General features: G+C 60.2%; 18 protein-coding genes. 9 read left to right on the top strand and 9 right to left on the bottom strand.

Translation table 11 applies throughout. The features are described from left to right. Positions 1-355 precede the first annotated feature (355 nt). The gene (gene katG, locus ACRZ94_RS20355) at positions 356-2,557 is read right to left on the bottom strand and encodes a catalase/peroxidase HPI (protein ID WP_480798186.1); all 2,202 of its coding nucleotides are present in this window, start codon (positions 2,555-2,557) and stop codon (positions 356-358) included. Positions 2,558-2,929: 372 nt separating this feature from the next. Here katG and ACRZ94_RS20360 point away from each other — a divergent pair, with 372 nt between their 5' ends. After that, positions 2,930-4,549, top strand: coding sequence for a GMC family oxidoreductase (locus ACRZ94_RS20360; protein ID WP_480656682.1), 1,620 nt, complete (start codon positions 2,930-2,932; stop codon positions 4,547-4,549). On the opposite strand, the gene ACRZ94_RS20365 is transcribed toward ACRZ94_RS20360, so the two are convergent. Beyond that, complete coding sequence (locus ACRZ94_RS20365; RefSeq protein ID WP_480656684.1) at positions 4,546-5,391, bottom strand: SDR family oxidoreductase; 846 nt, start codon at positions 5,389-5,391, stop codon at positions 4,546-4,548. The genes ACRZ94_RS20360 and ACRZ94_RS20365 overlap by 4 nt on opposite strands. A gap of 89 nt (positions 5,392-5,480) precedes the next feature. Between ACRZ94_RS20365 and ACRZ94_RS20370 the strand changes: the two genes are divergently transcribed. After that, on the top strand, positions 5,481-6,113 hold the full coding sequence (locus tag ACRZ94_RS20370; RefSeq protein WP_480798187.1) for a class I SAM-dependent DNA methyltransferase: 633 nt from the start codon (positions 5,481-5,483) through the stop codon (positions 6,111-6,113). Positions 6,114-6,116: 3 nt separating this feature from the next. On the opposite strand, the gene ACRZ94_RS20375 is transcribed toward ACRZ94_RS20370, so the two are convergent. Together ACRZ94_RS20375 and ACRZ94_RS20380 are read right to left on the bottom strand one after the other, a co-directional pair. Next, positions 6,117-7,106, bottom strand: a complete 990-nt coding sequence (locus ACRZ94_RS20375; protein ID WP_480798188.1) for a sterol desaturase family protein — start codon at positions 7,104-7,106, stop codon at positions 6,117-6,119. A gap of 11 nt (positions 7,107-7,117) precedes the next feature. After that, positions 7,118-7,873, bottom strand: a complete 756-nt coding sequence (locus ACRZ94_RS20380; RefSeq protein WP_480656690.1) for a class II aldolase and adducin N-terminal domain-containing protein — start codon at positions 7,871-7,873, stop codon at positions 7,118-7,120. A 109-nt stretch (positions 7,874-7,982) separates the two neighbouring features. Between ACRZ94_RS20380 and ACRZ94_RS20385 the strand changes: the two genes are divergently transcribed. From ACRZ94_RS20385 to ACRZ94_RS20400, 4 genes are all read left to right on the top strand, one after another. Then, complete coding sequence (locus tag ACRZ94_RS20385) at positions 7,983-8,858, top strand: LysR family transcriptional regulator (RefSeq protein WP_480656692.1); 876 nt, start codon at positions 7,983-7,985, stop codon at positions 8,856-8,858. A gap of 144 nt (positions 8,859-9,002) precedes the next feature. Beyond that, positions 9,003-10,805 carry an adenine deaminase gene (gene ade, locus ACRZ94_RS20390; RefSeq protein ID WP_480798189.1) on the top strand — a complete coding sequence of 601 codons (1,803 nt, stop codon included), beginning with the start codon at positions 9,003-9,005 and terminating at the stop codon, positions 10,803-10,805. Then, entirely contained in the window at positions 10,802-12,265 is a 1,464-nt protein-coding gene (locus ACRZ94_RS20395; protein WP_480798190.1) for an AMP nucleosidase, read from the top strand. The genes ade and ACRZ94_RS20395 overlap by 4 nt, the downstream gene beginning before the upstream one ends. Before the next feature lie 130 nt (positions 12,266-12,395). Next, complete coding sequence (locus ACRZ94_RS20400) at positions 12,396-12,683, top strand: HU family DNA-binding protein (protein ID WP_170349467.1); 288 nt, start codon at positions 12,396-12,398, stop codon at positions 12,681-12,683. A 73-nt stretch (positions 12,684-12,756) separates the two neighbouring features. On the opposite strand, the gene ACRZ94_RS20405 is transcribed toward ACRZ94_RS20400, so the two are convergent. Both ACRZ94_RS20405 and ACRZ94_RS20410 read right to left on the bottom strand, forming a co-directional pair. After that, positions 12,757-12,990, bottom strand: a complete 234-nt coding sequence (locus ACRZ94_RS20405) for a hypothetical protein (protein WP_480798191.1) — start codon at positions 12,988-12,990, stop codon at positions 12,757-12,759. 114 nt (positions 12,991-13,104) lie between these two features. Then, entirely contained in the window at positions 13,105-14,304 is a 1,200-nt protein-coding gene (locus ACRZ94_RS20410) for a BCCT family transporter (protein WP_480798201.1), read from the bottom strand. A 190-nt stretch (positions 14,305-14,494) separates the two neighbouring features. Here ACRZ94_RS20410 and ACRZ94_RS20415 point away from each other — a divergent pair, with 190 nt between their 5' ends. Then, positions 14,495-15,382 (top strand): DMT family transporter, encoded by an 888-nt coding sequence (locus ACRZ94_RS20415; RefSeq protein ID WP_480798192.1) that lies wholly within the window; start codon positions 14,495-14,497, stop codon positions 15,380-15,382. Here the strand turns inward: ACRZ94_RS20415 and ACRZ94_RS20420 are convergent. Continuing rightward, a complete protein-coding gene (locus tag ACRZ94_RS20420) occupies positions 15,358-15,879 on the bottom strand; it encodes a glutathione peroxidase (protein WP_480656701.1) in 522 nt (173 codons plus the stop codon). The two genes, ACRZ94_RS20415 and ACRZ94_RS20420, sit on opposite strands and share 25 nt — an antisense overlap. 143 nt (positions 15,880-16,022) lie before the next feature. Here ACRZ94_RS20420 and msrB point away from each other — a divergent pair, with 143 nt between their 5' ends. Further along, positions 16,023-16,472 carry a peptide-methionine (R)-S-oxide reductase MsrB gene (gene msrB, locus ACRZ94_RS20425; RefSeq protein ID WP_480656703.1) on the top strand — a complete coding sequence of 150 codons (450 nt, stop codon included), beginning with the start codon at positions 16,023-16,025 and terminating at the stop codon, positions 16,470-16,472. Then, on the top strand, positions 16,469-16,978 hold the full coding sequence (msrA, locus tag ACRZ94_RS20430; RefSeq protein WP_480798193.1) for a peptide-methionine (S)-S-oxide reductase MsrA: 510 nt from the start codon (positions 16,469-16,471) through the stop codon (positions 16,976-16,978). Before msrB ends, msrA begins: the two co-directional genes overlap by 4 nt. A gap of 21 nt (positions 16,979-16,999) precedes the next feature. On the opposite strand, the gene ACRZ94_RS20435 is transcribed toward msrA, so the two are convergent. Further along, positions 17,000-19,003: a hydantoinase/oxoprolinase family protein gene (locus ACRZ94_RS20435; protein WP_480798194.1), complete on the bottom strand. Its 2,004-nt coding sequence runs from the start codon at positions 19,001-19,003 to the stop codon at positions 17,000-17,002. Between the two features lie 72 nt (positions 19,004-19,075). Then, entirely contained in the window at positions 19,076-20,113 is a 1,038-nt protein-coding gene (gene queG, locus ACRZ94_RS20440; protein WP_480656709.1) for a tRNA epoxyqueuosine(34) reductase QueG, read from the bottom strand. Positions 20,114-20,181: the final 68 nt, after the last annotated feature.

The following is a 20,181-nucleotide window of genomic DNA, read 5'->3' on the forward strand; positions in this document are numbered from 1 at the left end:
CCAGTCTCTCCCGAGTGTCCCGCCGTCTCTCCAGCACGTCCGACCGTCTCTCCGATCCGTCAGCACCGCCTCAGCAGCGCCGGTGAAGGGGTATTTACGGATTAGGTCTGGGACCTGCAACCCCCATTTTGAAAAAACTTCACATTTCTCGACAGAAACTTCCAAACCTTAATAAAAGCAAAAGGTTATCTTCAAATTTCGAGCTGAATTTCCGCTTTTCTGCGGGTTTTGGGACGACGCTTACCTGCTTATCGGCGGAATCGTACCCAAAGCTTGGTAGGCGCCTGTTCGTTGACCAACAAAAACGCCGCCCGAGTCCCCTCGAGCGGCGCAATTCACAGGATTGATCGAAGCATTACTTCAGATCAAATCGGTCGGCATTCATCACCTTGGTCCAGGCCGAGACAAAGTCAGCGACGAATTTGCCCTTGGCATCGGCCTGACCATAGACCTCGGCCAGTGCCCGCAGTTGCGAGTTCGAACCAAAGACCAGATCGACACGGGTGCCGGTCCACTTGACCTCACCACTGGCGCGGTCGCGACCTTCATAGACGCCCTTACCTGCGGGCTTCCATTCGGTGCTCATGTCCAGCAGGTTGGTGAAGAAGTCCGTGCTGAGCGTTCCGACGCGATCCGTGAACACACCGTGCTTGGTGTCACCGAAGTTTGCCCCCAGAACGCGCAGGCCACCGACAAGCGCCGTCATCTCGGGCGCGGACAGGGTCAGCAGTTGCGCGCGGTCAACCAGCAGCTCTTCGGGTGAGACGGTATACTTGGTCTTCTGGTAGTTGCGGAAGCCGTCCGCGATGGGCTCCATCACGGCAAAGCTGTCCACATCTGTCTGGTCCTGCGACGCATCGGTGCGGCCGGGCGTGAAGGGAACCTCAACATCCTGACCACCCGCCTTGGCCGCCTGTTCGATACCAACGGACCCGGCCAGAACGATCACATCGGCCAGAGACACTTTCTTGCCGCCCGACTGCGCGCTGTTGAACGCGGCCTGAACGCCTTCCAGCGCCTCAAGCACTTTCGACAGCTTCATAGGCTCGTTCACGGCCCAGTCTTTCTGCGGCGCAAGGCGGATACGGGCACCATTGGCCCCGCCACGCTTGTCCGAGCCACGATAGGTCGAGGCCGAGGCCCATGCGGTCGAAACCAGATCGGACACCGACAGACCGGTTGCCGCGATCTTGGCTTTCAGGTCGGCCACATCCGCATCATCCACCAGATCGTGATCCACGGCGGGGACGTTATCCTGCCAGATCAGCTCTTCGGTCGGGGCTTCTTCGCCGATGTAAGCCGCGCGCGGACCCATGTCGCGGTGGGTCAGCTTGAACCATGCGCGGGCAAAGGCGTCGGCGAACTGGTCCGGGTTCTCGTGGAAGCGTTTCGAGATCGGGCCGTAGATCGGGTCCATGCGCATCGCCATATCGGCGGTGGTCATCATGGTCTTGACCTTTTTCGACGGATCATGGGCCTGCGGGGCCATGTCTTCTTCTTTGACACCGATCGGCTCCCAGATCCACGCGCCCGAGGGGCTTTTGGTCAGGTTCCAGTCATAGCCGAACAGCAGATCGAAAAAGCCATTGTCCCATTTGATCGGGTTCGCGGTCCATGCGCCTTCGATACCGGACGTGGTGGTGTCGTCGCCCTTGCCGGAGCCAAACTTGTTGATCCAGCCAAAGCCCATCTCTTCGATCGGGGCGGCTTCGGGTTCGGGGCCAACCAGATCGGGATCGCCCGCACCGTGCGCCTTGCCAAAGGTGTGACCACCCGCAACCAGTGCAACGGTTTCTTCGTCATTCATTGCCATCCGAGCAAAGGTGTCGCGAATATCGCGGCCCGAGGCCAGAATGTCAGGCTGTCCGTCAGGCCCTTCAGGGTTCACATAGATCAGGCCCATCTGCACTGCGGCCAGCGGGTTTTCCAAATCACGCTCGCCCGAGTAACGGCTGTGCGGGTTGTCGGTGGGGGCCAGCCATTCGGTCTCGGTACCCCAATAGATGTCTTCCTCGGGCGCCCAGATGTCTTCGCGGCCACCGGCGAAACCAAAGGTCTTGCCGCCCATGGATTCGATGGCGCAGTTACCGGCCAGGATCATCAGGTCGGCCCAGGAAATCTGGTTGCCGTATTTCTGCTTGATCGGCCACAGCAGACGGCGCGCCTTGTCGAGGTTGCCGTTATCCGGCCAGCTGTTGAGCGGCGCAAACCTTTGGTTCCCGGTCGAGGCACCGCCACGGCCATCAGCCGTCCGGTAAGTCCCGGCGCTGTGCCACGCCATGCGGATGAAAAACCCGCCATAATGGCCATAATCCGCCGGCCACCAGTCCTGCGAATCCGTCATCAGCGCATAAAGGTCTTCTTTCAGCGCTTTCATATCCAGCGACTTGAACGCCTCAGCATAGTCGAAATCGGCATCCATCGGGTTCGAGGCCGGTCCGTGCTGGTGCAGGATCGACAGGTTCAGCTGGTTCGGCCACCAGTCCCGGTTAGACCGGGTGCCTGCGCCGTGCATTACAGGGCATCCACCTGCTTTGGGGTTATCACTTCCGTCCATGACGATCTCCATTCCTGGCTAAATTCCGGCACATTTGCGCGGTTCAAAACTCGGTCGATCAAGTACTTATGTAGAGACCCCTTAGCCCCATCCAAGACGCTACGGAAACTTATCCGTATCTTTGGAAAGGGCGCCGCGACTCTTCTGTCTTGTCACGGCTAGAGATAGCAAATCAGTATCATGCAAAAAAGTTTTGTTTGATGATGAAAGTCATAGGATTTAATTATGATTTTTCCATGCCGCGTGCTGGTTCTGCCCAAGCCGCGCCAATAACCTTGGGTCACAACAGCGCTGCAGCAATTGTCTTTTTCCGCTGTCCCGCCACAGTCTGGACATCACAAAGAGACCGCGAACGCGTTGGGGAGGATTGGTATGGAGTTCGACTATGTGATCGTCGGAGGCGGGTCTGCGGGATCGGTCCTGGCCAATCGCCTCAGCGAAGACCCGACCAAAACCGTCTGCCTGCTTGAGGCCGGAGGGCATGGTGACAGTATTTTGGTCCGCATGCCTGCGGCAGTCGTGGCCGCCCTGCCCGGACGTCCCAAGATCAACAACTGGGCGTTCGAGACGGCTCCGCAGCCGGGGTTGAACGGTCGTCGCGGGTATCAGCCACGCGGCAAGACGCTGGGCGGGTCCAGTGCGATCAATGCAATGCTTTACGTCCGGGGTCAGCGTCAGGATTACGACGGCTGGGCCGAACAGGGGTGCACCGGGTGGGATTGGGACAGTGTCCTGCCCTATTTCAAACGGTCCGAGAACAACGAGGACGGCGCGGATCAGCTGCATGGAGACAGCGGCCCATTGCAGGTGTCGCACCAGAAAGCACCGCGTCCAATCACCCATGCCTTTGTCGAGGCCGCCGAGCAAATGCAGCACCGTCGCGTTCACGACTTCAATCGCGGCGACAACGAAGGCGTGGGGCTGTATCAGGTGACCCAGTTCCACGACCCGGCCCGCAATGGTGAGCGGTGCTCGGCCGCGGCGGCCTATGTCCATCCCGTCATGCACCGCCCGAACCTGACGGTCCTCACCCATGCCCACGCCAAAAAGCTGACATTTGACGGCAGGCGCGCGACCGGTTTGATCTATAAGCACAAGGCCAAAGGGCCGGACATCGCAGTGACCGCCCGGGCCGAGGTTCTGGTCTGCGCCGGCGCATTCATGTCACCGCAGCTGCTACAGCTGTCCGGTATTGGCGCGGGAGAGGAACTGACCCGGCATGGCATCGCGGTACAGCACGACCTGCCCGGCGTGGGCAAGAACCTGCAGGACCATCTGGATTTCACCTTGTCCTACAAGACCCGGGACACAGACACGTTCGGGATCGGCATCACCGCGTCTGCCAGGCTGCTGCGCCACCTTTGGCGTTGGCGCAAGGACGGCGTGTCCATGGCCGCCACGCCCTTTGCCGAAGGGGCGGGGTTCCTCAAGACCTCACCAGCGCTGGACAGGCCCGATATTCAGCTACATTTTGTCATCGCGCTGGTCGATGACCATGCCCGCACACTGCATTACGGGCACGGGTTCAGTTGCCATATCTGCAAACTGCGCCCCGAAAGCCGGGGAACAGTGGGCCTGCACAGCGCTGACCCGTTTGCAGCACCGGCGATTGATCCGGCCTTTCTGTCCGACGACCGCGATCTTGAGACGATGATCAAAGGCGCCCGGATGACGCACGACATCCTTCAGGCCCCGGCCCTAAAGCCCTATCGGCACAAAGAGATGTTCGGTACAGATAGCGCCCGGACGGATGCGGATTGGGAACAACATATCCGCGCCCGCGCCGACACGATCTATCACCCGGTGGGCACCTGCAAGATGGGCACCGACGGCATGGCCGTGGTCGATCCTGAACTACGTGTACGCGGAATCCAAGGGCTGCGCATTGTGGATGCCTCGGTCATGCCGACGCTGATCTCGGGCAATACCAACGCGCCAACCATCATGATTGCCGAAAAAGCCGCCGATCTGATCAAGGCTGCCGCGCGCTAGGAGTCCTTCATCAGCGCCTCTAAACCGGATCGGTATTCAGGATAGAGCAGGCGCACGCCCAGTTCATCCTTGATCCGGTTGTTTCTGACTCGCTTGTTCTCGCTATAGAAACTGCGGGCCATGGGGGTCAGGTCGGCCTCGTCAAAGGGCACGGCAGGCGGCAGCGGCAGGCCCTGCAGTTCGGCCGCATAGGCGATCACGTCCTGCGGCGGCACCGGTTCGTCATCGCAGACATTGTAGATGGCACCGGGATTGGGCGCTGCCATCGACGCGGCCAAAACCTGCGCGATGTCGGCCACGTGGATACGGGAAAACACCTGTCCAGGTTTGATGATACGTCGCATCCCCGCGCGTTTGAGCTTGGAAAACGGGCCGCGACCAGGGCCATAAATGCCAGCCAGACGAAAGATATGAACCGGCAATCCGGGAATGCGCCGCCATTGCTGTTCGGCCTCAAGCCGCCATTTGCCGCGCTGCGCGGTGGGGGTTGCTGGGGTGCTTTCATCCACCCATGCGCCATCATGGTCCCCGTAAACGGCGGTTGTCGACAGATACCCAACCCACGCGAACTGACCAGCCCGAGCGGCAATTTCTTCGCCAAAGGCGGCCAGAACCGGGTCGCCATCGGCCTTGGGCGCGGTCGAGATCAACAGATGGGTCACGCCATCCAGATCCGGAACCTGCCCCGGCCAGATCACCGGTTCAGCCCCCGATGCGCGAATGGTGGCCGATTGGGCCGGGTCCCGCGTGGTTCCAACAACGCGCCACCCCTGGGGTTCAAGGACCCTCGACAGGGCCTGCGCCGAATATCCGTGGCCAAATGAAAACAGAGTTCTTGTCATGACGCCTTTGATGATCTGCTCTTTCGGAACATGCAAGCGCCCGTGCAGGAATACTTGATTCGAATCCCGGTTGCGCCTTTCATTTGAGCATGACCCAGAAAACTCCAAACCTGCACGCGGCATATGCGCTGCAAACGCCCGAGGATAACAAGCAACTCTATGCCGAATGGGCTGGCGACTATGACGAAACCTTCGCCGCGCGCGAGGATTATCAGCTGCATATCCATACGGCCCGCGCGTTTGTGGCGGCCCACGGGCAGGGCCCGGTTCTGGACGTGGGCGCAGGCACCGGCCTGTGCGGCGCGGTGCTGGCCGGGTTGGGTGCCGGACCGATCGATGCCACCGACATCAGCGCCGAGATGCTGGATCAGGCCATGCGCAAGGACATCTACCGCGACGCGATTGAGGCCGATTTGAATCAGGGCCTTCCAGTGCCGCGTGACAGCTATTCCGGTATCGTGTCCTCTGGCACCTTCACCCATGGCCATCTGGGGCCCGAAGCCTTGACCGCCCTGTTGCGCGTGGCGCGGCCCGGTGCGCAATTTGCCCTTTCGATCAACGCCAAGCATTATGAAAAGCTGGGGTTTGCCGACGCCCTGCACAAACTGGCGCAGGGTCAGATCCGAAACCTGACCCTGCCCGAGGTGCGCATCTACGGCGATCTGGCCGCAGGCCCCAACAAGGACGACACCGCCCTGATCGCTTTGTTCGAACGGGTCTGACGCCTAGGTATACATCTGTTTCTTGTAGGCCCGCGTCCGTGTCGTCGCCTCGGCCGAGCCGTCGTGATAGGTGCCGAACCACTTGTCGAACGGAATCTCGGATGTGCCGTAGTTGCATTCGAAATACCGGTGGTGCAGCTGGTGAAAGAAATCCCCCGCGCGGGCGGCATCTGTGTCCTTTGCTTTCAGCTTTTCAAACCCTGAATGCGACAGAACCGGGCTGACCTGCTGGAAATAAGCGTGAAACAGCAGGTGCAGCGGATGGGACGGCACGATCAGGTGGATGAAGTAGGTGGTGAAATACAGCAGGTTCTCGTACCAGTGGTTCGAAATCCCCGACCAAGGACCCACGTTCACATTGCGATGATGCACGGCGTGGACGTGTTTATAAAGCTTTGGGTGATGCTCCAGCCGGTGCACCCAGTAGAAATGCAAACCGGACCACATGGGGATGAACAGCATCCAGACCACGCACCAGACCGGCGCACTGGCCCATGTCACCGTGGGCACATACCCGTTTGCCATCGCCCAGTAGATCACCCACTGGTACACGGTTGCCACGGTCATCGCACTGCCCAACGTCCACCAGATATTGTCCCAGACCTGATTGCGAAAGGTGAAGACGCCATTGTCGCGGGTCAGGTCGCGGCGGTCGAATTTCTTGTACATGCCCTGACCTTTGCGCATGTACAGCCACCAATGCAGCCCGCCCGCAACCATGATCTGTGGCACCATGTTGAGCAGCCAGATGCGGAACATCCAACCGGGCGCAAAGCTCTGCATTGTCTCTAATGCGGGGAAAAACAGCGCATAGGCGCCCACCGCCAGCACAAGGCACAGGGTCAGGGCCGTGATCTGCAACCACGCGCCGCTATACCATTTCAGCACGGCCTTCGGGCGTAAAGGCCAGCTGAACAGCGGGTTCAATCCAACCGGGCCTTCGGGGTGGTAATGCCAACGCGCGGCTTCTGGATCCTGGGTTGCATCTGTCATGTCTGGTGTCCTTAGCTCGCGTAATCCGAACCCTCTGCGTCCAGCAGAGCTTTGATCTCGCGCAGGTGGGCGGCGGCCTGATCGGGATAATCGTCCAGCTCCTGCGCGGTTTTCTCGGCGATCTCGTCCGACAGCACGCGCAGGGGCTGGCCGGTTTGCAGGGCGCGGATATAGGTCTCGGCCGCGCGTTCGAAGTAATACAGGCGGTTGAACGCATCGGCCGGGTCACTGCCAATCACCAACACCCCGTGATTGCCCATGATCATGACCTTTTTCTTCGGGTCCGACAGCATTCCGGCGCAGCGTTCACCTTCGCTTTCAAAGGCCAGACCACCGAACTCCTGATCAACCACGTAGCGGTTGTAGAAAGTGGCGGTGTTCTGATCGATCGGCGGCAAGGTGCTGTCGGCCAGCGAGGCCAGAACCGTGGCAAAGATCGAATGCACATGCATCACGCAACGCGCATGGGGACACTGCCGGTGAATCGATCCGTGCAGGCCCCAGGCGGTGGGGTCCGGTGCACCGGGCTGTGCCATCACATCGGGGTCATTCGCATCCAGAAACAGCAGATTTGACGCCTTGATCCGCGCAAAATGCATCTGGTTGGGATTCATCAGGAACTGCGTGCCATCCTCATTCACCGCAAGGCTGAAATGGTTGGCGACACCCTCATGCATGTTCAGCCGCTCGGTCCAGCGAAAGGTGGCGGCAAGGTCCACGCGGTCGGACCAGTGATCGATATTGGGGCGCAGGTTGGCGACGGACATGGCGGGCTCCTGTAGCGGGCTTTTGAAAACCGTGCCCGCCACGCGCCCGTTTGACCAACGAAAAAAATGCACCTATTCCATTAGTCAAACTTATGGCAAGGTTATGCACATGCAGAAATCGCTTCCACCGCTGGGATGGCTGCGCACGTTCGAGGCCGCCGCACGCCATCTGTCCTTCACCGGTGCGGCGCGCGATCTGAACATGACCCAAAGCGCGGTGAGCCAGCAAATCAAGTCACTGGAAGGGTATCTGGGTCAGCCCCTGTTTCTGCGCCGCCCTCGCGCTTTGGAGCTGACCGAGGCCGGAATCACCTATCTGCCGGTGGTCCGCGACGCCTTTCGCACCTTATTGCGGGGCACGCAGGCGGTAACCGGCGCGCAGCAAAACGCGGTGCAGGTCCAAAGCAATATCAGTTTCGCGGTCAACTGGCTGGCCCCGCGCCTGCCACAGTTTCGCGCCGAACATCCCGAAGTGCAGCTGAACATTTTTACCGAGCTTTGGGAACCGCGTGAGATGGCCGAGGGCGCGGCGGTTGAAATCCGCTATTCCCTGCGCCCATCGGACACGGTGCGCACCGAGCTTTTGCGAACCGATCACTACTATCCTGTCTGCGCCTCGGGATATGACGTGACCCTTGAGACGTTGCAGGATCAGCCGCTGTTCGATTGCTCGAACCTGTTGTCGAACTGGGCGAATTGGGCGGAAGAACAGGCTCTGACATGGGAAAATCCACCTGTTACCTATGCGACAACCTATCTGGTGAGCCTGTCGGTTGCGATGGCGGGTGGCGGCCTGTGTCTGACCCATGACACCATTGCGCGCGATCTGATCCGGCAGGGACGGCTGGTGGCCCCGTTCACCCACCGCGCGCCCATGGCAGAGGCGTATTACCTGTTGCTATCCCCACAGGCCGAGGAAACACCCGGCGCGCTGGCCTTTGCCGATTGGCTGCGCAGCGAGATGGAGGCGGACCGGCTGGCGTGAGCAAAGCCCTCCCGCCCATCGTCAATGCCGCTTGCGCGGCACCTCCTCTGGTTGGGCCCGGCAGCGCTGACGCGCTGCGTGACGGTTTGATGATACTGCCTCAGCAGGGGTTGCACCTTTTTACACATTCAGAAAAGTTGAGCCATGGAACACGCACCCTTCCCCAGCTGGCCCGATGTCGCCCCGCACCTGATCGCAGTCGCCGCAGGGCGCGAAGCCGCAGACCTAGTGATACACGGCGGTATCTGGGTGAATGTCCACACCCGCGAAGCCCTGCCCGGCCATGACATAGCCATCGCAGCGGGGCGCATCGCGTATGTCGGACCAGACGCCTCGCATTGCGTTGGGCCCGATACGCAGATCATCGAGGCAAACGGGCGATACATGCTGCCGGGCCTGTGCGATGCGCATATGCATATTGAATCGGGTATGCTGACCCCGGCCGAGTTTGCCCGGGCGGTGATCCCCCATGGCACCACCTCGATGTTCACCGACCCGCATGAAATCGCCAACGTGCTGGGGCTGGACGGCGTGCGGATGATGCATGACGAAGCGCTGATGCAGCCGGTGAATATCTTCACGCAGATGCCCTCTTGCGCGCCATCGGCCCCGGGGCTTGAGACAACCGGCTATGAGATCACCCCCGAAGACGTGGCCGAGGCGATGAGCTGGCCCGGTATCATCGGATTGGGTGAGATGATGAATTTCCCCGGTGTGATCCATGGCGATCCCAAGATGCTGGCAGAAATCGCGGCAACTCAACGCGCCGGGAAAACCGTGGGCGGGCACTATGCATCGCCCGATTTGGGACCCGATTTCGCGGCCTATGTAGCCGGAGGGCCAGCGGATGATCACGAAGGCACCTGCGAGGCCGACGCCATCGCGCGGGTGCGGCAGGGGATGCGGTCGATGATGCGGCTGGGCTCGGCCTGGTATGACGTGGAAAGCCAGATTACGGCGGTGACCGAAAAGGGGCTGGACCCGCGCAACTTTATCCTGTGCACCGATGATTGCCATTCCGGTACCCTGGTCAATGACGGGCATATGAACCGCGTGGTGCGGCACGCGATTGCCTGCGGCTGTGATCCGCTGATCGCGCTGCAGATGGCGACGATCAATACGGCCACCCATTTCGGGCTGGAGCGTGAGATCGGATCGATCACCCCGGGACGGCGGGCGGATATTATCCTCAGCCCGGACCTGACAGACCTGCCGATCGAGATGGTCATAGCCCGCGGTCAGGTCGTGGCCGAGATGGGCGCGATCACCGTGGACTGCCCGCATCTGAACTGGCCGGACAGTGCCCGTAATACTGTCCATCTGGGCCATGCGCTGACCTATACGGATTTCGAAATCAAAGCCCCCGAGGGCGCCAACCGTGTGTGGGCCAATGTGATCGGCGTGGTGGAAAACCAGGCCCCGACCAAAGCGCTGAAGGCGGAGCTGCCCATCATCGGCGGGCTGGTCGAGGGCGAGGGCGATGTCTGCCAGATCGCTCTGGTCGAGCGTCACCGTGCGACCGGAGGGGTCACGAACGCGTTTGTCTCGGGCTTTGGGTATCAGGGAAAGATGGCCATGGCCTCGACCGTGGCGCATGACAGCCACCACATGATCGTCGTGGGCACAGACCGCACGCAGATGGCGCTGGCGGCGAACCGGCTGGCCGAGGTGGGCGGCGGCATCACCCTGTTTCGCGATGGACAGGAACTTGCCTTGGTCGAACTGCCCATCACGGGCCTGATGTCCGACAGCCCGGCGGCAGATGTCGCCGCCAAGGCCGATCAGATGGTCGCGGCGATGCAGGACTGCGGCTGTCAGCTGAACAACGCATATATGCAGCACTCGCTGCTGGCTTTGGTCGTTATCCCCGAGTTGCGGATTTCCGACCTAGGGCTGGTAGATGTGCGGACCTTTGAAAAGATCGATCTTCTGGAACCCCTTGCATGACTATCATCAAAACGCCTGACGTCCCGACGCCCGAGACGTTCACCGACCCTGCCGCGGCTGTGGCACGTCTGGAAGAACTGTATGAAACGGCAACACGCTTTCTGTGCGACAGCTTTGCCTCAGCCATCGAACAAGGGGCCCCACGCGAACGATACCGGGCCTTTTACCCCGAGATCCGCATCAAAACCTCGTCCTATGCACAGGTCGACAGCCGCCTGAGCTTTGGCCACGTGTCCGAACCCGGCACGCATGCAACAACCGTCACCCGGCCCGATCTGTTCCGGTCATACCTGACGCAGCAAATCGCCCTGCTGATCCGAAACCACGATCAGCCGGTGACAATCCGCGCCTCAGACACCCCCATCCCAGTGCATTTTGCAGTGGCCAACAACCCCGATCTTGTGGTGCCGCATCAGGGGGCTGCGGGCTTTACGCTGCGCGATGTGTTCGACGTACCGGACCTGACGACGACCAATGATGACATCGTGAACGGCGTCCACGACCATGAGGATGAGGTCGGACCGCTGTCGCTGTTTACAGCCCAAAGGGTGGATTATTCGCTGGCCCGTCTGTCGCATTATACCGCGACCGACCCCAGCCATTTCCAGAACCACGTTCTGTTCACCAACTATCAGTTCTACGTCTCGGAATTCGAAAATTACGCGCGCGAACAGTTGGGCGATCCCGACAGCGGATATACCAGCTTTGTCTCGACCGGGAATATCGAGATCACGACGCCGGACGGCGTGCTGGAAGACCCCCAGAAACTGCCTCAGATGCCGACCTATCACCTGAAACGGGCCGACGGGTCAGGGATCACGCTGGTCAATATCGGCGTCGGGCCATCCAATGCCAAAACCGCCACCGACCATATCGCGGTGCTGCGCCCGCATGCCTGGCTGATGGTCGGCCATTGCGCCGGGCTGCGGAACACTCAGGCACTTGGGGATTTCGTGCTGGCCCACGCCTATCTGCGCGAAGACAAGGTTCTGGACGATGATTTGCCAGTTTGGGTTCCCATCCCGCCACTGGCCGAGGTTCAGGTCGCGCTGGAACAGGCCGTGGCCGAGGTCACCAAGCTGGAAGGCTATGAGCTGAAGCGGATCATGCGGACCGGCACCGTCGCCTCGGTCGACAACCGCAACTGGGAATTGCGCGACCAGTCCGGCCCGGTGCAGCGGCTCAGCCAATCCCGCGCCATCGCTCTGGATATGGAAAGCGCCACCATCGCCGCCAATGGCTATCGGTTCCGGGTGCCCTATGGCACGTTGCTTTGCGTTTCAGACAAACCGCTGCACGGCGAATTAAAGCTTCCGGGTATGGCGTCCGCGTTCTATACGACGCAGGTCAGCCGGCATCTGGCCATCGGAATACGCGCGATGGAACACCTTCGCGGCATGCCATTAGAGCGTTTGCACAGCCGGAAATTGCGTTCATTCGACGAAACGGCCTTTCTCTGAAGCAAAAAAGCAACGTTTTCCCCATATTTTTAGGGTTTTCAGCGCTACTATTCGTTGTGTTCGGCCACAATATCCCGTTACAGTTACGCGGTGAGGCCCTATTTATCGGGCACGTTAAGGAGACCAAGAAATGGCAAAGCCTATGACAAAGACTCAGCTGGTTGCTGCTCTCGCTGAGGAAATGGGAACCGACAAGAAAGCTGCGAACGCCGCGCTGGAGGCCGTGACCGGCCTGATCACCCGCGAAGTGTCGGCTGGTGGTGCGGTAACCCTGCCCGGTGTTGGAAAAATCTACTGCCGCGAACGCCCCGAGCGCATGGTGCGCAACCCTGCCACTGGCGAGCAGTTCAAGAAAGAGGCCGACAAGGTAGTCAAGATGACCATCGCCAAGGCTCTGAAGGACAGCGTGAACGGCTGATCCCGGCTGTCACCGCAAAACTATCAAGGGCCGCCGTTTGGGGGCCCTTTTTCTTTGCCCGCAGATCTTGCCTTCAGTGCAGGCTCAGCAGCACTTCCAGATCACGACGGCTAAGCCGTGTCATCAACGCCCTGTCCTCGGCAGTCAGCTTTGCGCCTTTGCGGATATAGGTCTCAAGATAGGTCGCGATTTCGCTGGTCGGTCGATAATACAGATCGGGGGATGCATGGCTGAGCTCATTCACCAACCGCAACAGCAGCCTCTTCTGCTTTTCCGAATCCAGATCTTTGCGTTTTTCTTCCAGCATGGCGATCCCTGAGTGCACAGGTATTACGTAGGGCAGCTCACGCCGGTGCCAACCGGGAAAAGAAAAACGGGCGCCCCGAAAGACGCCCGTATACGAGATAGCCATTAGGCTGACTTAGTGAACCGTCTCAACCTTGTGGAAGTCCAGATCGCGGCCTTCGGGCATTGAGTCGATGCTCAGCACCTCTTTGCGCTTGGTGATCAGGATGTAGACCACACAGGCGAGGTACAAGCCAACCACAACCGCGCCGATCCACTGAATCTGCAGCCATTGGCTCTGGAACAGCAGGGTCAGCACGAACAGCAGCACCACGTTACCCACGACATAGACAGCCTTGCCGAAACGTTCGACCGTCATGTTCAGGTTGTCGGTGTACAGGCGGATCAGTGAGTCGAGCGAGTTGATCACAAAGGTCACACCAACAATCACCATGGCAATGTTGGTGATCCCTGCGGTGCTGATCCCGTTCAGGTGGTAGTAGTAGAGAACCGTGAACCAGATCGCCAGCGGGATCGACGGGAAGATCAGCAGCGCCGCCAGCAATTGCCAGGTTTTCAGACCGCCAACAAAGCGCGAGGTGAACTGGCCAATCATGATCGACCATGCAAACCACCAGAACAGGTAGAAGGCATGATAGTCGGTCAGCGGCAGGACGAACTTGTGCAGGTTGGCGAAGTAAGCCCCGATATTGCTGCCGGTTTCTGCGAACCCGGTAAAGCCCATGCCAGCTGCGGCCCACATGCCGATGATCAGCGCCAGGAACAGGAAGGTCGAACCCACCGACAGGATGCGCACATATTTCAGATCGGTCGAGGAATAGGCCGCTGCCAGAATAACCACGAACACGATGATGTAGAAGGTGGTGACAACGGATTCACCGTCTCCGACCTCGGGCAGGTAGCCGGGCAGGTAGATCAGGAACAGGCTGGCGGTAAAGGCGCAGGTGCCGATGATCACCACGTTGTTGATCAGCTTAACCAGCGGAATCTCAAAGAACTTCACGCGCGGTTCGATCACGCAGAAGTAGAAGGCCGTCAGGAAGTAGAAGGCCCAGATCAAAAAGCCCCAGAACCCGAATTCGATTGCCAGCGGGTTGGCAAAGGCATAAGCGGGGTCTTCGGCATAGCCGCCGAACTCGGTCAGCGGGAACATGATCAGGCCAACATCCAGGCCGGATGTGAACAGGATTGCAATAAAGGTGAACAGGTGCACGGGCGTCACGCCCACACAGCGCAAGTTCCACCACTTGACCACGAAGAAGGCGACCAGGCCCAGGGCCAGCAGGACGCCAAACGACAGGATGTACTCTAGCAACACTTAACACACCTCCCATTTTTGTTATTTGGTACTGCGGTGGTTATCTTTTATTGGTCAGTCAATCAACAAAAACGGTCAGGCATGTTGCCCTGTTGACCAGATGTGCCTTTTTTGACGCAAAAGACTGGCTGCCTTGCAGCGCGGAGGAATTTCATCAACAGTGCGCAAAACGTCTGAGGGGGCTGGTATGGACCTGCGCGCCATTGCCATGGGGCTGACATTTGCGTTCATCTGGTCGTCGGCCTTTACCTCGGCCCGGATCATTGTCGCGGATGCGTCGCCACTGTTTTCACTGGCGCTTCGGTTTCTGATTTCCGGGGTAATCGGCGTGGCCATCGCGCGGGCCATGGGGCAAAGCTGGTCCCTGACGCGATCACAATGGCGCGCGACCATTCTGTTCGGGATTTGTCAAAATGCCCTTTATTTGGGTCTGAATTTCTATGCGATGCAAACGGTCGAGGCCTCGCTGGCCGCGATCATCGCCTCGACCATGCCTTTGCTGGTGGCGCTGGCGGGATGGTTGTTTCTGGGTGAAAAACTGCGCCCCATTGCCGTGCTGGGCCTGTTCACCGGATTTGCGGGTGTGGCCCTGATCATGAGCACCCGGATCAGCGGCGGTGTCGATATGTTCGGCGTGGCGCTCTGCTGCATCGGGGCGCTGGCGTTGACCTTTGCCACCTTGTCCATTCGCGGCGCGACCTCGGGCGGCAATTTCATGATGGTTGTCGGCTTGCAGATGCTGGTGGGCTCGGCCGTGTTGTTTGTCGCCGCCCCGCTGTTTGAGACGATCCGTATCAACCTGACCGTCCCGCTGGCGCTGGCCTTTACCTATACCACCCTGTTCCCCGGCCTTCTGGCCACCCTGATCTGGGTACTGCTGCTGGACCGGATAGGCGCAACCCGGGCGGCCACCTTCCATTTCCTTAACCCGGTCTTCGGCGTCACCATCGCGGCGATCCTGTTGGGCGAAAAACTTGGCCCGCTGGACGCGGTTGGGGTTGGGATCACCACACTTGGCATTCTGGCGGTTCAGCTGTCGCGGCAGCCTGTTCAGGGCAGCAAAGCCTCAACCTGACGCAACAGCCGGGCTGAGTCCGGTTTCACATTCGCACCATAGGTCGCGACCACTTCGCCCGCAGGGTCCAACAGGATCTTGTTGAAATTCCAGCTTGGGACAAACCCGGTTTGCGCCGCGACCGCCTTGTAAAATGGGTGCGCCTTAGCACCCTTAACCGGAGTGATGTCGGTCATAGGCAAGGTCAGGCCATAGTTGAAATCGCAGAATTCCTTCACCTCTTCGGCCGAGGCCAGCTCTTGGTTGAACGAATCCGATGGCACCGCCAAAACCACAAGCCCTTTGTCCCCATAGGTCTCGTGCACATTCTGCAGCGCTTCATATTGCCCGGTGAACCCGCAATGCGAGGCGGTGTTGACCACCAGAACCGGCTGGCCCCGCCAGTCTTCGATCGACAGGGTGCCGCCATCGATGGACGCAAACTCCCCTGCCAGCGGAGCCGCCTGCACCACCCGGCCCAGCAGAATCAAAACTGTCAAAACAAGTATTCTGAACATCACTTGGCCTCCTTTACCCTTCATTACGCACCAAATCCCGCCTCAGATCACCTGCACGACTACGAGAGGCGGGAAAATAGGGCTTTGATTTCCGCGCACCCGCCCCCAAATTATGCCCAAGATCACAAAAGACCGGAGGAGCCATGACCCGATACACCAAAGACCCCGAGGCCATCGCCGCCCTGTCCCCCGAAGAATACCACGTCACGCAAAACAGCGGGACAGAGCGTCCGGGCACCGGCAAATTGCTGAACAACAAGGAACCGGGCATCTATGTCGACATCGTCTCGGGCGAGCCTCTGTTCGCCTCGACCCACAAATACGAATCCGGCTGCGGCTGGCCCAGCTTTACCAAACCCATCGTGCATGAGCATGTGGAAGAGTTTCACGACGCCACCCATGGCATGATCCGCACCGAGGTTCGATCAAAACACGGGGACAGCCATCTGGGCCATGTTTTCCCGGATGGCCCGCGCGAACATGGCGGGCTGCGGTACTGCATCAACTCGGCCTCCTTGCGGTTTGTCCATCGCGATGAGATGGAGGCGCAAGGCTATGGCGATTATCTGATCCATGTGGAGGAAATCCAATGACCGAACACCGCGCTGTTCTTGCAGGGGGCTGCTTTTGGGGCATGCAGGACCTGATCCGCAAACTGCCCGGCGTGTCCCGCACCTGCGTCGGCTATACCGGCGGCGATGTGCCCAACGCCACCTATCGCAACCACGGCACCCATGCCGAAGGGATCGAGATTTTTTACGACCCCGCAAAGATCACCTATCGTGAGCTGCTGGAGTTTTTCTTTCAGATTCATGACCCGACTACCCCCAACCGTCAGGGCAATGACCGCGGCATGAGCTATCGGTCCGCCATCTACTATGTGGACGAGGACCAGAAACAGTTGGCTTTGGACACCATCGCGGATGTAAACGCCAGCGGCCTGTGGCCCGGCAAGGTCGTGACCGAGTTGGAACCCGTCGGCGATTTCTGGGAGGCCGAGCCCGAGCATCAGGACTACCTTGAGCGTATCCCAAACGGCTATACCTGCCATTTCCCGCGCCCCGACTGGGTGCTGCCCAAACGCGACGCGGCTGAATAAAAGGGGGCCCCTGCGGGGGCCTTACCCAATTGCCACCCTCGGACGGCCGCTGGCCTCAACCGTGATCGTGGCCTCGACGAAAACGTCCTGCGACTCGACCCGGGCGGTGCGGATATCGCGGTCCACGACCACGCGGATATCTGCGGCCCCCGCCTGACGCACTTCGCCTTCGGCTTCAGACCGCAAAACGGACTCCAACAGTTCTAGCGCAGCGTCGGATTCGTTGAAATCCTGCGGCCCGTCTTCCAGATGAACCCGGAACCGCCCCTCAGACGGAGAGGTCACCGTGCCCGTTCTGCGCAAAGTCAGGCGCCCAACGACAGCCCCGATGGCATTGGCCACACCTGCGTGTTCGGGCAAAACCATACGACAGCGCAGGCGCTCTCCGACCGCAGGGTAATAGCTGGGGGCCGAGGCCCCAAGCCCCACCACATCGACGTTCAGCGCCGTATCCAGCGCCAGCAAACCGCGATGACCAGACAGGCCCTTTTGGGTCAGAACATGGCGCGCCAGCTCGGCCGAGGGGATGCCAAAACTCTCGGCTTCTTCCGCAAAAGCAGTCTCTAACAAGGTCAAAACTGTCTGATCAGTCAACTGATCGATGATCATCTGCGCCAGCTCGTCCGGCGTTTGCGCCAACCTGTCACCGGAACCGACCCGCTTGCGTGCCACAAGCTCCAACGCTTTGCGCGCAGCCTCGGCATCCCAGGCATCCAGACGGCCCAGAACATGGCTAGCATCCGACGGCGTCACGCCCGAGACCTGAACGATCCCGCGATCCACCAAACGCGCCAACGCACCGTTTTCCATCCGCGTACGCAGCAGATCGCTGAGCGGCATAACCCTGTCGCCCAGCCGTTCCAGCAGAGCCTCCTCCCGCGCGCCCAAACCATCCGCATGGATGCCCTGCACCCGGCGCGCAAATCGGGTATCGTGTTCACCCACCGTAGATGCGCGCAATTGGGCGTCCAGCACAGCATGGACCACCTCGGGTGCCTCGGATGCAATCAGCGACACGGGCAGCACCCGGCGCGGGCCAAGGAACACGCCGCCACCAAGCCCTTCGGTCTTTACATGCACCTGGCTGTCGCCGCCCAGACCATGCGTGCGCATGGCGACCGCCTCAACCATGGTGCGGAACCCGCCGACCCGCGCCCCTGCCGGATCAATCGCAGGCTTGCCATCACGGATCAGCGCCACATCGGTGGTCGTCCCGCCAATATCAGACACAAGCGCATTCTCTGCCCCCGTCAGCCAGCTGGCCCCCACAATCGACGCCGCCGGGCCGCTCAGGATCGTCTCAATCGGGCGCTCGCGCGCTTGCTCGGCGCTCATCAGCGCGCCATCCCCGCGCACGACCATCATGGGCGCTGTGATGCCCAGCTCCAGCAACCGATCCTGCGCCCGCCCGATCAGACGGTCGATCATCCCGATCAGCCGCGCGTTCAATACAGCCGTCACCGCCCGCTTTGGGCCATTCAACTTGGCTGACAGATGGTGCGAACACGTGACCGGAGCCCCCGTCTTTTCAGCAATGATCCGCGCCGCCTCTAACTCATGCGCGGGGTTGCGCGTGGCGAATTGCGCAGCCACCGCATAGCCCGAAATCCCTGTGTGAGAGTCTAGGAACCCTTCCAACGCCGCCACATCCAACGGCGCCGCCTGTCCACCCGCATGGCTGTGACCCCCGGAAATAACCAATGCCGGATCACCCTTTAGCGCATCGCGCAAACCATGCTTGTCCAGATCACCGTCCTTGAAACCGATATAGATCAGCGCCACCCGGCCACCTTGTCCCTCAACCAGCGCGTTGGTGGCCAAAGTCGTCGACAAAGACGCCATCGAGATCTGATCCGGCGACACCTTTGCCGCATCCAGCACCGCCTGAATCGCCTTGCCCACACCAATCGCCAAATCGGACCGTGTGGTCAGAGACTTGGCCGAAGCGATCACCTCACGCTCATCCCGGATCAGCACCGCATCCGTATAGGTTCCACCTGTATCCACCCCCAAAGCCAACGCCATCGGGATCTCCTTTCTGTTCGCTGCAGATGGGTGTAGCGGTTTGGACCGACACGTCCAGCCTGTTTGCGGCACTTATGACAATCGTTGCACCGCCCAGCGCGCCGCATCCGCCACTGCGGGGGCGGGGTCATCGGTCAAACCCTGCGCAACAGGCCGCAGCGTGTCCAGGCCCGAGTTTCCAATGGCATAAAGAACATTGCGCACAAACCGGTCCCGCCCGATGCGTTTGATGGGGGAACCGGAAAACTTCGCCCGAAATGCAGCATCATCCAGCTCTGCCAGCTCTGACAGCACGGGCGCCTTAAGATCATCGCGCGCGGCATAGCGTATATCGCTGGCCGCCACCGCAAACTTGTTCCAAGGACAGGCCGCCAGACAATCGTCGCATCCATAAATCCGGTTTCCCAGCTTGGCGCGCAACTCTTCTTCGACCGGGCCTTTATGTTCGATGGTCAGGTAGGAAATGCAACGCGTCGCATTCAACTGATACGGGGCGGGAAACGCATCCGTCGGACAGGCTTGCAAACAGGCCCGACAAGACCCGCAGTGATCCACCTCAGCCATGTCCGCAGGTAGATCAAGCGTTGTAAAAACAGACCCTATAAAGGCCCAATTGCCCCATTCGCGACTAACCAGATTGGTATGTTTGCCCTGCCAGCCCAACCCCGCCGCGTGGCCCAGTGCCTTTTCCGGCACCGGCGCGGTATCCACAAAAACCTTCACCTCGCCCCCGCCTTCGGCAATCAACCACCGGGCCAGACGCTTGAGGCGCTTTTTCACCAGATCATGGTAGTCCTTGTTCTGCGCATAAACAGAAATCGCGGCCTTGTCGGGATGGTCCAGAATCTCGGTCGGATCATGCTCGGGCGCGTAACTCTCGGCCAACATGATCACCGACCGCGCCTCGGGCCACAAAGCAGCCGGGTTGCCGCGCCAATGGGTCCGTTCGGCCATCCAGCCCATCTGGCCATGATACCCGGCGTCCAAAAACGCCTGCAACCGCGCCGGCACATCCGGTACATCCCACGGCCGGCAAACCCGACAGGACACAAACCCCTCGCCCAGCGCCTGCGCCACCAGTTTGTCTTTGAAACCCGATCCGCTCTTCATCTGGCCAAAAATATCCTCGGGGGGAAACGCGCCCCGGCGCGATGGGGGGCAGACAGCCCCCCTGCCAC

The sequence above is a fragment of the Ruegeria sp. CH10 genome (genome assembly GCF_056537125.1).

Bases quoted from the DNA above. Each gene is read 5' to 3' on its own strand.
- ACRZ94_RS20400 (WP_170349467.1), top strand. From the start codon at position 12,396: ATGGCAAAGCCTATGACAAAGACTCAGCTGGTTGCTGCTCTCGCTGAG.
- ACRZ94_RS20395 (WP_480798190.1), top strand. From the start codon at position 10,802: ATGACTATCATCAAAACGCCTGACGTCCCGACGCCCGAGACGTTCACC.
- ACRZ94_RS20375 (WP_480798188.1), bottom strand. From the start codon at position 7,106: ATGACAGATGCAACCCAGGATCCAGAAGCCGCGCGTTGGCATTACCAC.
- ACRZ94_RS20385 (WP_480656692.1), top strand. From the start codon at position 7,983: ATGCAGAAATCGCTTCCACCGCTGGGATGGCTGCGCACGTTCGAGGCC.
- ACRZ94_RS20370 (WP_480798187.1), top strand. From the start codon at position 5,481: ATGACCCAGAAAACTCCAAACCTGCACGCGGCATATGCGCTGCAAACG.
- ACRZ94_RS20435 (WP_480798194.1), bottom strand. From the start codon at position 19,003: ATGGCGTTGGCTTTGGGGGTGGATACAGGTGGAACCTATACGGATGCG.
- ACRZ94_RS20380 (WP_480656690.1), bottom strand. From the start codon at position 7,873: ATGTCCGTCGCCAACCTGCGCCCCAATATCGATCACTGGTCCGACCGC.
- msrB (WP_480656703.1), top strand. From the start codon at position 16,023: ATGACCCGATACACCAAAGACCCCGAGGCCATCGCCGCCCTGTCCCCC.
- queG (WP_480656709.1), bottom strand. From the start codon at position 20,113: ATGAAGAGCGGATCGGGTTTCAAAGACAAACTGGTGGCGCAGGCGCTG.
- ade (WP_480798189.1), top strand. From the start codon at position 9,003: ATGGAACACGCACCCTTCCCCAGCTGGCCCGATGTCGCCCCGCACCTG.
- msrA (WP_480798193.1), top strand. From the start codon at position 16,469: ATGACCGAACACCGCGCTGTTCTTGCAGGGGGCTGCTTTTGGGGCATG.
- ACRZ94_RS20365 (WP_480656684.1), bottom strand. From the start codon at position 5,391: ATGACAAGAACTCTGTTTTCATTTGGCCACGGATATTCGGCGCAGGCC.
- ACRZ94_RS20360 (WP_480656682.1), top strand. From the start codon at position 2,930: ATGGAGTTCGACTATGTGATCGTCGGAGGCGGGTCTGCGGGATCGGTC.
- ACRZ94_RS20415 (WP_480798192.1), top strand. From the start codon at position 14,495: ATGGACCTGCGCGCCATTGCCATGGGGCTGACATTTGCGTTCATCTGG.
- ACRZ94_RS20405 (WP_480798191.1), bottom strand. From the start codon at position 12,990: ATGCTGGAAGAAAAACGCAAAGATCTGGATTCGGAAAAGCAGAAGAGG.
- katG (WP_480798186.1), bottom strand. From the start codon at position 2,557: ATGGACGGAAGTGATAACCCCAAAGCAGGTGGATGCCCTGTAATGCAC.
- ACRZ94_RS20420 (WP_480656701.1), bottom strand. From the start codon at position 15,879: ATGTTCAGAATACTTGTTTTGACAGTTTTGATTCTGCTGGGCCGGGTG.